Source organism: Ahrensia sp. R2A130 (assembly GCF_000179775.1).
Lineage (GTDB): Bacteria > Pseudomonadota > Alphaproteobacteria > Rhizobiales > Rhizobiaceae > Pseudahrensia.
On record NZ_AEEB01000003.1, the window covers coordinates 941,811 to 955,624 of the forward strand.

12 protein-coding genes are annotated in these 13,814 nt (G+C 57.9%); 6 read left to right on the forward strand and 6 right to left on the reverse strand.

Annotation, left to right across the window (positions count from 1 at the left end; all coding sequences use genetic code 11):
• Positions 1-3 precede the first annotated feature (3 nt).
• Together R2A130_RS05290 and R2A130_RS05295 are read right to left on the reverse strand one after the other, a co-directional pair.
• On the reverse strand, positions 4-984 hold the full coding sequence (locus tag R2A130_RS05290) for an aldo/keto reductase (RefSeq protein WP_009757745.1): 981 nt from the start codon (positions 982-984) through the stop codon (positions 4-6).
• A 10-nt stretch (positions 985-994) separates the two neighbouring features.
• On the reverse strand, positions 995-1,522 hold the full coding sequence (locus R2A130_RS05295; protein ID WP_009757746.1) for a winged helix DNA-binding protein: 528 nt from the start codon (positions 1,520-1,522) through the stop codon (positions 995-997).
• A 113-nt stretch (positions 1,523-1,635) separates the two neighbouring features.
• Here R2A130_RS05295 and R2A130_RS05300 point away from each other — a divergent pair, with 113 nt between their 5' ends.
• Positions 1,636-5,274, forward strand: coding sequence for a hydantoinase B/oxoprolinase family protein (locus R2A130_RS05300; RefSeq protein ID WP_009757747.1), 3,639 nt, complete (start codon positions 1,636-1,638; stop codon positions 5,272-5,274).
• Here R2A130_RS05300 and R2A130_RS05305 read toward each other — a convergent pair.
• The gene (locus R2A130_RS05305; RefSeq protein WP_009757748.1) at positions 5,266-6,240 is read right to left on the reverse strand and encodes an NAD(P)/FAD-dependent oxidoreductase; all 975 of its coding nucleotides are present in this window, start codon (positions 6,238-6,240) and stop codon (positions 5,266-5,268) included. The two genes, R2A130_RS05300 and R2A130_RS05305, sit on opposite strands and share 9 nt — an antisense overlap.
• Positions 6,241-6,330: 90 nt before the next feature.
• Here R2A130_RS05305 and R2A130_RS17445 point away from each other — a divergent pair, with 90 nt between their 5' ends.
• Genes R2A130_RS17445 through R2A130_RS05325 form a run of 4 tightly spaced genes read left to right on the forward strand, consistent with a single transcriptional unit; the run spans position 6,331 to position 9,907 of the window.
• The gene (locus tag R2A130_RS17445; RefSeq protein WP_009757749.1) at positions 6,331-7,323 is read left to right on the forward strand and encodes an extensin family protein; all 993 of its coding nucleotides are present in this window, start codon (positions 6,331-6,333) and stop codon (positions 7,321-7,323) included.
• 58 nt (positions 7,324-7,381) lie between these two features.
• Positions 7,382-8,290, forward strand: coding sequence for a DMT family transporter (locus tag R2A130_RS05315; protein WP_009757750.1), 909 nt, complete (start codon positions 7,382-7,384; stop codon positions 8,288-8,290).
• Positions 8,291-8,307: 17 nt separating this feature from the next.
• A complete protein-coding gene (locus R2A130_RS05320) occupies positions 8,308-9,564 on the forward strand; it encodes an amidase (RefSeq protein ID WP_009757751.1) in 1,257 nt (418 codons plus the stop codon).
• Positions 9,565-9,568: 4 nt separating this feature from the next.
• Positions 9,569-9,907, forward strand: coding sequence for a DUF2293 domain-containing protein (locus R2A130_RS05325; protein ID WP_009757752.1), 339 nt, complete (start codon positions 9,569-9,571; stop codon positions 9,905-9,907).
• Here R2A130_RS05325 and R2A130_RS05330 read toward each other — a convergent pair.
• Positions 9,904-11,055: a PQQ-dependent sugar dehydrogenase gene (locus R2A130_RS05330; RefSeq protein WP_009757753.1), complete on the reverse strand. Its 1,152-nt coding sequence runs from the start codon at positions 11,053-11,055 to the stop codon at positions 9,904-9,906. The two genes, R2A130_RS05325 and R2A130_RS05330, sit on opposite strands and share 4 nt — an antisense overlap.
• A 167-nt stretch (positions 11,056-11,222) precedes the next feature.
• On the opposite strand from R2A130_RS05330, the gene R2A130_RS05335 reads away from it, so the two are divergent.
• Positions 11,223-11,834, forward strand: a complete 612-nt coding sequence (locus R2A130_RS05335) for an MOSC domain-containing protein (protein ID WP_009757754.1) — start codon at positions 11,223-11,225, stop codon at positions 11,832-11,834.
• Positions 11,835-11,846: 12 nt separating this feature from the next.
• On the opposite strand, the gene choV is transcribed toward R2A130_RS05335, so the two are convergent.
• Together choV and choW are read right to left on the reverse strand one after the other, a co-directional pair.
• Entirely contained in the window at positions 11,847-12,905 is a 1,059-nt protein-coding gene (gene choV, locus R2A130_RS05340) for a choline ABC transporter ATP-binding protein (protein WP_009757755.1), read from the reverse strand.
• On the reverse strand, positions 12,905-13,741 hold the full coding sequence (choW, locus tag R2A130_RS05345; RefSeq protein ID WP_009757756.1) for a choline ABC transporter permease subunit: 837 nt from the start codon (positions 13,739-13,741) through the stop codon (positions 12,905-12,907). Before choW ends, choV begins: the two co-directional genes overlap by 1 nt.
• Positions 13,742-13,814 lie beyond the last annotated feature (73 nt).

Genomic DNA, 13,814 nt, shown 5'->3' on the forward strand with positions numbered 1-13,814 from the left:
CCTTTACTGATGTCCCATCACGGCACGCGGTTTGTAAGGCGTCTCCAGCCGTTTGATCTGCGCTGCAGTCAGCTTCACATCACAAGCCGCTATCGCCTCTTCCAGCTGGTGCAGTTTCGTTGCACCGACGATAGGTGCGGTGACGTTTGGATGTTGCAACACCCACGCATAGGCGACCTGAGCCGGTGAAGTTCCGATCTGCTCCGCCACCGCCTGCACCCGTTCTAAAATCGCGTAATCCTGCTTGGCGCCGAACAGATGCCCCGCCTTATCGATTTTGGCGCGGTTGGTTCCCTCGCCTTCTTTCGGTTTGTTACCAGCAAGAAAGCCCCGCGCAATCGGGCTCCATGGCACCACCGCCACACCTTCCGCCTCGCAATAAGGCAACATCTCACGCTCTTCTTCGCGGTAAGCCAGATTGAGGAGATTCTGCATTGCAACGAACGGCGTGTAACCGGCTGCCTTTTGCATCTCACGCAGCTTCGCAAATTGCCACGCATACATCGACGATGCGGCGGGGTAGATGACCTTGCCCGCTCGAACCACATGATCGAGTGCTTCCAGCATTTCCTCATCCGGCGTGTCGGGGTCGAGACGGTGCACGTAGAGCAGATCGACATGATCCATCTGCAACCGCTTCAGTGATGCATCAACGCCTTCGATAATGCGCTTGCGCGAAAGCCCGCGCTTGTTCGGTCCCTCGCCCATGGTCAGACCAACCTTGGTCGCCACCACGATTTCGTCGCGCCGCGCGAATTTCTTGAGCATCCGTCCGGTGATCTCTTCGCTATCGCCGTAATTGTAGTGATCCGCCGTATCGAAGAAATTGATACCGCTCTCCACAGCCAGCTTGAAGAATGGCTCGCCATCGGCTTCGGGAATTACCCAAGGATGCGTCGGCCCACCGGGCGTGCCGAACGACATGCAGCCCAAGCAAAGTTTCGAAACCTGTGTGCCAGTGCGGCCTAGCTGTACGTATTCCATCGTCATCTCCCTAAAGGCTGGCCGCACCGCGAGCAGCTTGATCGTACTGACCGGAAATCGCCCGAAGCAGCCCCGCCACGCGGCTCACTTCGTCCTCGTTCAAACCCATTTCCACTATGCTGGAAACCAGCAAAGTCTCACGGACGTTCTTGTATTTTTCGCATGCCTCGCGCCCTTTTTCGGTCGCAGCAACAGTCTTCTCCTTACCGCGCTTGCCGCTTTCCACCAGCCCCAGCTTTACCAGTTTCTTCACCGCATAGCTGACCAGATGCGTGTCTTCGATGTTCAACACCGTGCACAAATCGCCCAGCGTTTTCGCCCGCTCGCGGTGGTGGGCGGAATGCAAGACGAGCACCTCAAGTGAGGTCAGTCCTGTCAGCCCGGCAGCGTCCATGCAGCGGGTCGTCCAGCGGGCGAATGCGCTCTGCGCCACGATAAGCGCGAACTCCATTTCAGACAGCGCAGGCATCGCACCATCGGCCAGATGCGATGACGAAACGATGGGGCCGAGCTGCCCATTATTGTTCTGCTTTGCCATCTCGTCTCCTGTAGTCACTCACATCTATCATGGCTGATAAGAAGTTTTTCATTGACAATTTATCGACAAATTGCCGACAACTCACCCATATCGGGAGTATGGAGAATATCAAGATGAGCGGCAAATGGGATTTCTGGATCGACCGTGGCGGCACATTCACAGACCTCGTTGGCCGTGCGCCTGACGGGTCGCTGCATCCATACAAGCTGCTGTCGGAAAACCCGGAAGCCTATCCCGATGCCGCCATCGAAGGCATCCGCAATCTGCTTGGCGTGCCACGTGGCGAAAAGCTGCCCGCCGCCCGCATCGGCGCGGTGAAAATGGGGACCACGGTCGCCACCAACGCGCTGCTGGAACGCAAGGGCGACCGCGTGGCGCTGTTCATCACCCGCGGCTTCGGTGACGCACTTCGCATCGGCTATCAGGCCCGCCCCGATATTTTCGCCCGTCAGATCATCAAACCAGCAGAGCTGTTCGAGCAGGTTGTAGAAGTCGATGAGCGCGTGCTGGCAGACGGCAACGTAGAAGCTGCACCCGACCTCGACGCCATCCGCGCTGAGTTCGAAGCCGTGCGCGCGTCCGGTGTCGATGCCATCGCCATCGCCTTCATGCACGCATGGAAATACCCAGAACATGAGCAGGCTGTCGCTGAACTCGCCCGCTCCGTGGGCTTCGCTCAGGTTTCTGTCAGCCATGAAGTTTCCGCTTTGGCCAAACTCGTCGGTCGTGGTGACACCACAGTCGTGGACGCATACCTGTCACCTATCCTGCGCCGCTACGTCAATCAGGTTCGCCGCGAATTGGGCGGCGACGCGACAGACCAACCGCGCCTCATGTTCATGCAATCCTCTGGCGGCCTCACCGATGCCGACCTGTTTGCGGGTAAGGACGCAATCCTTTCCGGCCCCGCCGGTGGCGTCGTGGGTGCGGTGGAAACATCTGCTCTTTCCGGCTTCGATAAGGTCATCGGCTTCGATATGGGTGGCACGTCCACGGACGTTTCCCATTGCGACGGCGAATACGAACGGGCGTTTGAAACCGAAGTTGCTGGCGTTCGCATGCGCGCGCCCATGATGCGAATCCATACCGTCGCTGCCGGTGGTGGCTCCATCCTCTTCTACGAAAGCGGTCGTTTCCGCGTCGGCCCGGAATCCGCTGGCGCCAACCCCGGCCCTGCAGGCTATCGCCGTGGCGGACCGCTAACGGTGACCGACGCCAACATCATGGTGGGCAAACTGAAGGCGGAAAACTTCCCCGCGATTTTCGGCCCCGATCAGGACCAGCCACTCGATGTCGAAACCGTGCGTGAAAAATTCACCGCACTTGCTGCAGAAATCGGCGATGGCCGCACACCTGAACAGGTTGCCGATGGCTTCCTTCGCATTGCGGTCGACAATATGGCCAACGCCATCAAGACCATTTCCGTCCAGCGCGGCTACGACGTGACGGGCTACGCCCTCACCTGCTTCGGCGGCGCAGGCGGCCAACACGCCTGTGCTGTGGCCGACAATCTGGGCATGACGAAAGTTGTCATCCACCCGTTTTCCGGCATTCTGTCCGCTTACGGTATGGGTTTGGCAGACATTCGCGCCAGCCGCTCGCAAGCCATCATTCAACCGCTAGACGCTGATGGTTTGGCCCAGATCGAAATATGGCGTGCCAAACTGGACAAAGCCGTGCGTGAAGAAGTTCTCGGCCAAGGCGTGCCTGCCGACGAGACCAAAACCCACGCCCGCATTCACTTACGATACGATGGCACCGACACCCCGATTGCCGTGCCGCTGGCCGATGAAGCCGCCATGCGCGCTTCATTCGAAGAGGCCCACCGCGCACAGTTCGGCTTTGCCTTCGACAAGCCGTTGATCGTGGAAGCGATCGAATTGGAAGCTGTCGGCGGTGGTGCATCCGCAAGTGAAGCGGAACATTCGCTCGATGCACGCAGTATTACAGCGTCCGCATCGACACACATGTTCTCTACAAACGCTGCCCACGACGCTGACGTGTTCCGTCGCGCAAACCTCGCACCAGGAAACACATTCACCGGCCCCGCGCTCATCATCGAAGACCACCAGACAATTGTTGTGGAGGCCGGATGGTCTGCCGAGATCAACGCCCTCGATCACATCATCCTCACCCGCACCGAGAAGATGGCCCGCGAGGCTGTGATCGGCACGGACGGCGCTGCCGACCCCGTGTTGCTCGAAGTGTTCAACAACCTGTTCATGTCGATTGCCGAACAGATGGGGGTGACGCTCCAGAACACCGGCTACTCGGTGAACATCAAGGAGCGCCTCGATTATTCCTGCGCCGTCTTCGATGCAGACGGTCAGCTTGTCGCCAACGCGCCCCACATGCCGGTGCATTTGGGCTCCATGGACCGCTCTGTGGAAACCATCATCGAATTGAACAAAGGCACGATGAAACCCGGCGATGTCTATGTGCTGAACGCCCCTTACAATGGTGGCACTCACTTGCCGGACATCACTGTCGTCACGCCCGTCTTCGGTGGTGAACTTTCCGCCGACGCTAAAGAAGACGAAATCCTGTTCTACGTCGCCTCGCGCGGCCACCACGCCGATGTCGGTGGCCTCGCCCCCGGTTCCGCCACACCACTCGCCACCCATGTGGAAGAAGAAGGTGTGTTGATCGACAACTTCAAACTCGTCGATGAAGGCCGTTTCCGCGAAGACGAAATGGCGGCCGTACTGACCGGCCACAAATACCCTTGCCGCAATGTTAGCCAGAACATGGCCGACTTGCGCGCCCAAGTGGCCGCCAACGAAAAAGGCGTTGCCGAACTTCGCAAGATGGTCACCCATTTCGGGCAGGACGTCGTCGATGCCTATATGACCCACGTTCAGAACAACGCCGAAGAAAGCGTGCGCCGCGTCATCGACCAATTGTCTGATTGCGAGGCGGTGTATCCCACGGATACCGGCCAGAAAATCGTCGCCAAGATTACCGTTGATAAAGCCGCCCGCAAGGCGACGGTGGACTTCACCGGCACGTCGGACATGCAGAAGAACAATTTCAACGCACCCCTGCCCGTCACCCGTGCAGCCGTGCTCTACGTGTTCCGCATGATGGTGGACGGCAACATCCCCATGAACGCAGGGTGCCTGAAACCCATCGACATCATAGTGCCAGATGGCTGCATGTTGCGCCCCGTCTATCCCGCAGCCGTGATCGCTGGCAACACGGAAACCAGCCAGCACGTCACCAACTGCTTATTCGAAGCGCTTGGCGCATTTGCCAACGCCCCCGGCACCATGAACAACCTGACCTACGGCAATGAACGCCACCAGAATTACGAAACCGTCTGTGGCGGTTCCCCCGCAGGTATCGACCGCAAAGGCAACGCCTTCCCCGGTGCCGACGCCGTGCATGTGCACATGACCAACACGCGCATGACGGACCCCGAAATTCTGGAAATGCGCTACCCAGTTGTGCTGGAGGAATTCTCCATCCGTCGCGGCTCCGGCGGCGCAGGGGAATTCCGCGGCGGTGATGCAACGACGCGACGCATGCGGTTCCTCGAAGACATGACCTGCGCCATCATCGGCTCCAGCCGCCTTAACGCCCCGCGTGGCATTGCGGGCGGTGGCAATGGCGAATGCGGCAAGACCGAAATTCGCCGCTTGGATGGTACGATTCAACTTTTAGCACCAGCCGAACAAACCGAAGTCGTCGCCGGCGAAGCCGTCATCCTCAACACACCCGCAGCCGGTGGCTACGGGAAAGCATCAGCCTAGCGCGGCAATGGCGGCACGGCCCATCTCCGTGCCGCTACCGAATGCCGCTTCGATGCGCCCACCCAACGCCCAATCGCCGCCGATAAAGCAGCGACCGTCGGCGGATTGAAGGTAAGACTGCCCCAGTGGCGTGACTGTTTGCGAATAGCGCCAGCGGTGGGCGCGGGCAGACCGCACCTCTGGAAAATCGATGCTCACAGCATCCGCGAACATTGCCAGCATGTCCGGCGCAATGTCTTCCTTGGTCCGCTCAAGGTGTTCGCGGCTCCAATCGCCACGCGCATGGACAACCCAACAATCAAGGCCATTTCGACCCGGCTTCGACGTGTTGCGCGCGACCCAGCCGAGTTCGTCGCTGACGTTGCGCCAAGCATCAAAAGTAACGCCCAGCGGTTGTTCAAATGTCACCATCAGCGACCAACATGGATCAACTTCGACCACCGACATTGCATCGACCAACGCTTGATCCGTACCAAACAGCACCCGTGCTTGGGGTACGGGAATGGTGCAAATCACACGATCAAAACTCTCTGTAGAACCATCTTCGAGAGTTATGATCACACCATCAGCGCCAACCAGCAGGCCCGAAACCAAAGTATTGAGACGAAGGTCAACACGCTCGCGCAGTGGTTCCAGCAACCGGTTCATACCGGACACGCCAACATAAAGCGGCTTATCGGTCGCAACCGTGTCGTCCTTTACGCGGGGCGTCCAAACGCCCGCAGAGTCACCCAAACCAACCAGAAATGCGAGAAACTCATCGCTTCGTACCCGCGCGTACTGTGCGCCATGGTCGAAAGCGACCTCGTCATCGATACGTCGCGTCGCCATACGGCCGCCGATGCCTTTGCTTTTCTCAAACATCACCGGCTTGTAGCCATCATCGGCCAATATCTTGGCGGCAGCAAAGCCAGCCATGCCGGCTCCAATAATGGCAACGCTTTTGGTTTTGAGGGGTTGGGTCATGTGACGGCACCGAGCTAAACTTTAAGCCACCTAGACCGCCACGCACCAAATCTGCAATCGTGACCGATCATCACGGAGACCGAAATCAACATGGCTCTTGTCCGCCACCTTCTTGCCAGCGCCATTGCAGTCAGCATCGGTTCCACCGCTTTGGCCGGTCCTGTCGAGCGAGAATTGCTCAGCCGGAAGGGTGAGGTTGCGACGCCCGACCCGCGACCTGTATCAGGTCAGAAAACTGTTCCAGACGATGTGCTGCCGGACGATATTCCAGGCGGACGCGTGGAAGATGATGATCTGGCTGATACCGCTCCGCAAGCAGATGTAACGCTACCGGCACCGCGCAATTCGCCTGCATCACCGCAGGTCATTGAGCCCGCGCAAAAACCGACTCAAGAAAACAGAAAACCACAGCAAACCATTGAAGAAAATCAACAAACCGCAGAGCCGACACGCCGCAAACCCGTTGAATTAAAATCTGAAAAAAAGCCCGACCCCGCATCGAAACCTCGCCCGCAAAGGGTGGTCAGTGCTCAGTGCATTCCTGAACTCGCTGCCAAGAGTGACGCGCAAACATCGCCATCGCCAAAGGGCAAATATCCTGAGTGCCGTATTCAGCAGCCGATTTCCGTCACAACATTTTCAGGCCCAATGCCGGTCTCGCTGTCATCGCAAGCAACGGTTGATTGCGTGTTCGCAACAGCACTTTCCAACTACATAACTTACCGCGCGCAGCCGCTCGCACAAATTCATCTCGAAACTCAACTGACGAAAATCACAGCAGGAACAGGCTTCCAGTGCCGCCGTCGCAACAACGCGTTGACAGGCAAATTGTCTGAACACGCTTTCGGCTATGGTCTGGATATTCTCTCATTCAGCTTCGCTGATGGCACGGTTATCGACGTTCGGGATTCAAGCGGCATGAAGGAGCGGGAAGCTGCCTATTTCAACGCCGTCCGCGAAGGCGCTTGCGATTACTTCACCACCGTTCTTGGCCCCGGCTCGAACGCTGCACACGCCACGCATCTGCACCTCGATTTGGGCCGCACAATCGGTAATCCCAACCCTTATCGCATCTGTGAATAGAATCTACGAAAACCATTATCGGGTGGTTGCGGAACGCTGAAGGTGCGACAGGCGGGCGATGACATCACACCCCGCCCCATCCGCCCGCATCTGGGCCATGTTGTTTCTGCTGGCCTTCATCTGGGGCGGGTCGTTTCTATTCGCCCGTATCGCTGTTCTGGAAATCCCACCGCTGACGTTAGTCTTGCTGCGTGTCGCGCTGGCATCGCTCACTCTTAATGCGGTCCTTATTTTCTGGCGCACCGGCTTCACGCACAACCGCGAAGCGTGGAAGAATTTTGCCATCATGGGGGTGCTGAACAATATCATCCCCTTTCTGCTCATCTTCATTGGCCAAAAGGAAATCGGCGCAGGACTGGCCGCAATCGTCAATGCGATGACACCCATCTGGACTGTCCTGATCGCTCACCAGACCACCAGCGACGAGCGTATGTCGGCACCTAAGGTGGTAGGTATTATTTTGGGTTTTGCAGGAGTTGCAACGCTTATCGGCAGCGCCGCATTTGCAGGACTGGAAGCATCCGCTTGGGCGCAGCTTTCGGTGCTGGGGGCAACAATTTCCTACGGCTTTGCCAGCGTGTTCGGAAAGCGCTTTGCTGAAGTGCCACCAATGGAAACCGCACGCGGGCAGCTCACAGCATCCACAATACTCATCGCACCACTGGCATTGCTCTGGGACCAACCGTGGGCACTGCCGATGCCTTCGGCGCTGGCAATCTGGAGCGTGATTGCTTTGGCAGTGATATGCAGCGCCTTCGCCTACATCCTGTTTTTCGAAATTCTGTCAAAGGCAGGCGCGGTGAATGTCTCCCTCGTAACCTTTCTGGTGCCGCCCTCGGCAATAGTGTTGGGAATGATCTTTCTCGGTGAAACGCTAGAAACGCGACACATTGTGGGGATGGCGCTCATTCTTAGCGGTTTGATCGCGATCGACGGCAGGTTATGGAAACGTATCGCGCCACGCTGATAACAGAAAACACGGCCATGAACTCGCACCCTCTCGCACCATTGCGCGCGCAAGATATTGCCCGACAGATCGAACGTGGCGAGCTGTCAGCTACCGCAGCACTTCGGCTTGGTGATGAAGCAACGGCAGAGCGCGAAGCTGATCTCAACATCTACAGCCACCGCAACCCTGACACCGAACCGGACAAAGGCCCGTTGGCTGGTATCGCGGTTGGGGTGAAGGATATTTTCGACACGGCAGATGCACTAACCTGCTACGGTTCGCCGATCTACGAAGACCATGTTCCGGCAGCTGATGCTGCGCTCGTTTCCATGCTGCGGCGCGCTGGCGGCACCATTGCGGGCAAAACGGTAACGACGGAATTTGCATGGTTTACGCCCGGCGCGACCCGCAATCCGCACAACCATAATCACACGCCGGGCGGCTCATCCTCCGGTTCCGCTGCAGGCGTTGCGGCAGGCTTTTTTCCGGCTGCCATAGGCTCGCAAACCGGTGGTTCGGTTATTCGTCCTGCCAGCTTTTGCGGCGTGTCAGGCTATAAACCGAGCTTTCGTTTGTTCCCTACAGTGGGCATGAAGCACTTTTCCTGGTCGCTGGACACACCGGGGTTTTTTGCAGCCACCGCAGCCGATTGTGCCTTTGTGGCTTCAGCCATGTCAGGGCGCGATTTGTATGTTTCCGGGACCGATGAGACACCGCCGCGCTTCGGGCTTCTTGCGTCTACAATCGACGACCTAATGAGCGTCGATATGCGCGAGGCTGTCAACCACGCTGCCAAGCGCGCCAAAGCTTGGGGCGCGCCTGTTACCAATATCGAAGAGCCTACGGCAGTCGCAGCAGCTCACGCGGCCCATACCCCCATTCAAGAATTCGAGGCCCGACACGCGTTGGCCTTCGAGGCCATGAACCACCGCGATCTGTTGAGCGGGCCTTTGCGCGACTATCTCGATAACTGCGAAACGGTGACGCCGGACGCCTATGATGACGCAAGACGCATCGCCAACCGCGCACGTAAGGCGAGCCGCGATCTGTTTGATAAATGCGACGTGCTCATTGCTCCATCGTCAACGGGTGCCGCACCGGAAGGTTTGGGGTTTACCGGCGACAGCAGCTTCAACCGCTTGTGGACGTTACTCGGCATGCCCTGCGTCAACGTTGCAGGTTTGGCCGATGGCACAGGGCTTCCACTTGGTATTCAGATCATCGCTCCGTTCGGGCAGGACGCCAAAGCTCTGCAGGCCGCCCATTGGCTGGAATCGCGGCTAGCCCGCTAAGCTGATGCGCGCCACGACACCGCGACAGAAGGCTATCAACAAAGCTCTGCGGGAGCTTATTCCGCTCGCGCCCTATGCTGATTTTGCGCCTATTGCCGAGGCCGCACGGTCCAAACATATGCGATCATTGGCACCGCGAGACGGTGCGTTTTTGGCCACCGTCGCGCATATACGGCACATGCACACCGACTACGACGAGCTTCGCGACGACGGCTACGATCACGAATCAGCACGATTTTTTGTGGCAGGTGAGATTGACGACAAGTTGCGGGAGTGGGGCAGCCCACGGGGTTTGGAGAACCCCGAAGATCTGCCGGAGCCATTCGATCCGGACGATGTCTAACCGGCTGGTGTAAGCTTCACGAGGCGGCCACCGTCGCGATCCTCAAGCACCCAGATCGCTCCATCCGGCCCTTGCTCGACTTCACGGATACGCTTTCTCCACGAATAGCGCTCGGCTTCACTAGCAGAACCATCTGCGGCGATATCCACACGGATCAACGCTTGGCTGACGAGGCCACCGATGAAGGCGTCGCCTTTCCAGTCGGCGAATGTGTCGCCGTCATAGATTACCAGCCCAGCAGGTGCGATGGACGGTACCCAGAAGGCCTCCGGTGCGTTGAATTCGGGTCGCGTGTCGTGGTCGGGAATTGGCACGCCGTTATAGTTGTCGCCGTTGGAAACGACCGGCCAACCGTAGTTGTTGCCAACCTCGATGCGGTTCAATTCATCACCGTGTTTAGGACCCATCTCGTTCGTCCAAAGCTGGCCGGAAGCATCAAAGTCGATGCCCAAGAGATTGCGGTGTCCGGTGGACCAAAACGTCTTCGCCAGTTCTCCCTTGTCCTGCCACGGGTTATCCGCAGGTACAGAACCATCATCATTCAGGCGGATGACCTTACCAAGCGCCATGTCCCAAGACTGCGCCGGTGTCTGCTTCTGGCGGTCTCCGGATGTGATGAAAAGATTGCCTGCTTGCGGGCTGCCCTCCGGCCCAAATGCGATGCGGTGAGAGAAGTGCCCCTGCCCCGGTAATTTCGGAAGCTGGGTCCATACTGGTTCGATCCCTTCCAGCGCAGGAGGCTTGCCTTCAGCCATAACCAGCTTGCCGCGCACCACCACGGCGCCGCGTGTGGCACCACCATCAAGGCTTTCAACGAAAGACAGATAGATCATGCCATTGCTCGCAAAGTCGGGATGCAGCACCACGTCGCCCATACCACCCTGCCCGCCAACGGTGGCTTTGGGCACGCCCGTCACTTCGGTTGTGGAGCCATCGGTCGTATCAACCACGATGAGCTTGCCCGGTTTGGTGGTGACCAGCGCACGCGTGTCATCCATGAACGTCATGGCCCAAGGTTGATCGAAACTGGCGACTGCCTCGCCCTGTAATTTCGTGCCTTGCGACCCCTCAATGGGGAAGGTTTCAGCAAGGGCTGGCGTCAACGTGAAAGCAGTGATGGCGACGGATGCAAGAAGCGAACGGATCATGAAAGCACCTGATTGAAGAGGACTGTTGAGAAACCAACGCGGCTGGCGTGGCTGCGTTCCAGAACATACGCTAACGAAAATGCGAGGTGGATTTGAGGCACGCAAATGCTTTTGCAAACAGACAACCTGCATTATGAACGGCACATCGAAGAAGAGAGATTTTTAACATGGCCGACCTGTTTGCAAACCATCACGAGGCCGACAATGTGGTGAAGGCACAGCGCATTGATGCTGTGGTTTCAGGCACCTTCAAAGCAAAGGGCAACAGCTTTAGCACCGAAGCGGTGGACCAGCTTGACCTCGATTTTGCGGGCATTCCCGGCGATTATCATGCGGGCCATATGCGCAAATCCGGTGGGCGTGAACCGTGGTATCCACGTGGCACGGAAATGGCGAACGAGCGTCAGCTCTCCATTCTGTCTCCTGCTGAGTTGCGCGTTGTTGCGCGCGCTCTCGACTTGCCAGAGATCAAACCGGAATGGATCGGCGCGAATCTCACGATCGACGGGATCGAAGATCTTACGCTACTCCCACCCCGTACATGTCTGTTTTTCGAAGGTGGCGTTACGCTTCGTATCGACGGCGACAACGCGCCTTGCCGTGTTTCGGGCCGTGCGATTGCCAGCCATTTCGAAGGCCGCGATGATGTGGAACTGGACTTTGTAAAAGCCGCGCGAAACCGCCGCGGTTTGGTGGCGTGGGTCGAAAAACCTGGCACGATCAAACCGGGCGAGAAAGTGCAGGCACGTATTCCGGAGCAGCGGCTTTATCGTGTGTGATCGAAGTACGACTTAGCGACGGTTGAGCGCGGCCACCACGTCAGCCATGCCGACCATACCAACCACACGCCCGTCCTTCGTAACCTCCAGCGAACCGCCGCTATCGAGCAGTTTTTCCATGAGCGGGCCAAGCGCCATGTCGTAGGCAACGGATGGACCCGAAGGCGTGTCGGAGCCGATGATGGCCGTGGAAATCGTGCCTGAGGTCAGCACGGAAAGCGGGTTCATGTGCTCCACGAACGCGGCCACATAGTCTGTCGCAGGGTTGAGGCAAATATCCTGCGCCGTACCGGTTTGGATGATACGACCACCTTCCATAAGCGCAATGCGGTTGCCCAGCTTGATGGCTTCCTCAAAGTCATGGCTGACAAAAATAATAGTGCGCTTCAACCGTTCCTGCAGTTCCAGCAAATCATCCTGAAGTTTGTCACGGATCAGTGGGTCCAGCGCGGAAAACGGCTCGTCCATGAGCAGGATCGGTGCTTGAGTGGAGAACGCGCGCGCAAGGCCAACACGCTGCTGCATGCCGCCAGACAATTCGCCCACCATGCTGTCGCCACGGTCCGATAAGCCGACGAGTTCAAGTTGCTCATCGACACGTTCGCGACGAGCTGCATTGCCCATGCCGGAAAGTTCCAATCCGAAGCCTACATTGTCGCGCACGCTACGCCATGGCAGCAGGCCAAATTGCTGGAATACCATCGCAACCCGTTGCTGCCGCAGTTTCCGCAGGGTAGAGCGATTGGCTTTAGCAGGATCGGCCATGGTGACAAGGTCGTCAGTCATCGCCACTTCCACGGAGCCGCGCACGACGGGGTTAAGCCCGTTGACCGCGCGCAAGAGCGTTGATTTTCCAGAACCGGACAGGCCCATAAGAACGACGATTTCACCGGGCATGACGTCGAGCGAACATTCCGCAACACCGAGAATTTGGCCGGTCGCTTCCTGAATTTCGGCGCGGTTTCGACCTTCGTCGATCATCGGTAGTGCGGTCTTTGGCGCAGCCCCGAAGACAATAGAGACGTCCTTGAAGGAAACGATGGGCTTTGCAATTTCAGAAGAAGCGGTCATCACGATGTCTTCTTCACGCGCAGCAATCGGTCCAGCAGGATCGCCAGAACGACAATCACGAAACCGGCCTCAAAGCCGAGCGATGTGTTCACCGTGTTCAGCGCCCGCACGATGGGAATGCCCAAACCATCAGCCCCCACCAGCGCAGCAATGACTACCATGGAGAGGGACAGCATGATTGTTTGTGTCAGCCCCGCCATGATTTGCGGAAGCGCATAGGGCAACTCAACCTTGCGCAACATTTGCCATGACGATGCACCAAAGGCCGTACCAGCCTCACGAAGGGCCGCAGGCGTCGCCGCGATACCAAGCTGTGTCAGACGAATGGGTGCCGGAATGACGAAGATCACGGTTGCAACCAGACCGGGCACCATGCCGATACCGAAGAAGATGATGGCCGGTATGAGATAAACGAAGGTCGGCAGCGTTTGCATGAGGTCGAGTATCGGCCGCGCAATCGCAAACGCACGCGGATGATGCGCGAGATAAATGCCAATCGGTACACCGATAGCCATGCATAGGAAGGCTGATGACAGCACAAGCGTCAGCGTCTCGGTCGTCTCTTCCCAGTAACCTTGGTTGACGATGAAAAGCAGCCCAACCGCCATTGCGATGGTGAAGATGATCGAACGGTGCAGCAGGAACGACATCACCGTGATTATGGCTACGCCAATAAGCGGGGGCGGAAACTGCAGCACTGCCAGAATGGCTTCCACAATGACGGATAGGCCATTTTCCAGCGCATCGAAAAACGCGCTGCCATTGGCGATGAGCCAATCCACGACGCTTTCAGCCGCCTTCCCCACCGGGATCTTATTGTCGGTTAGCCATTCCATCACACGTCAACTCCAAACAGCGCACCAAACAAGAAACGGGGCAGGACGTTGCGCGCCCTGCCCCGTAGGTTTT

Bases quoted from the DNA above. Each gene is read 5' to 3' on its own strand.
- R2A130_RS05290 (WP_009757745.1), bottom strand. From the start codon at position 984: ATGGAATACGTACAGCTAGGCCGCACTGGCACACAGGTTTCGAAACTT.
- R2A130_RS05295 (WP_009757746.1), bottom strand. From the start codon at position 1,522: ATGGCAAAGCAGAACAATAATGGGCAGCTCGGCCCCATCGTTTCGTCA.
- R2A130_RS05300 (WP_009757747.1), top strand. From the start codon at position 1,636: ATGAGCGGCAAATGGGATTTCTGGATCGACCGTGGCGGCACATTCACA.
- R2A130_RS05305 (WP_009757748.1), bottom strand. From the start codon at position 6,240: ATGACCCAACCCCTCAAAACCAAAAGCGTTGCCATTATTGGAGCCGGC.
- R2A130_RS17445 (WP_009757749.1), top strand. From the start codon at position 6,331: ATGGCTCTTGTCCGCCACCTTCTTGCCAGCGCCATTGCAGTCAGCATC.
- R2A130_RS05315 (WP_009757750.1), top strand. From the start codon at position 7,382: ATGACATCACACCCCGCCCCATCCGCCCGCATCTGGGCCATGTTGTTT.
- R2A130_RS05320 (WP_009757751.1), top strand. From the start codon at position 8,308: ATGAACTCGCACCCTCTCGCACCATTGCGCGCGCAAGATATTGCCCGA.
- R2A130_RS05325 (WP_009757752.1), top strand. From the start codon at position 9,569: ATGCGCGCCACGACACCGCGACAGAAGGCTATCAACAAAGCTCTGCGG.
- R2A130_RS05330 (WP_009757753.1), bottom strand. From the start codon at position 11,055: ATGATCCGTTCGCTTCTTGCATCCGTCGCCATCACTGCTTTCACGTTG.
- R2A130_RS05335 (WP_009757754.1), top strand. From the start codon at position 11,223: ATGGCCGACCTGTTTGCAAACCATCACGAGGCCGACAATGTGGTGAAG.
- choV (WP_009757755.1), bottom strand. From the start codon at position 12,905: ATGACCGCTTCTTCTGAAATTGCAAAGCCCATCGTTTCCTTCAAGGAC.
- choW (WP_009757756.1), bottom strand. From the start codon at position 13,741: ATGGAATGGCTAACCGACAATAAGATCCCGGTGGGGAAGGCGGCTGAA.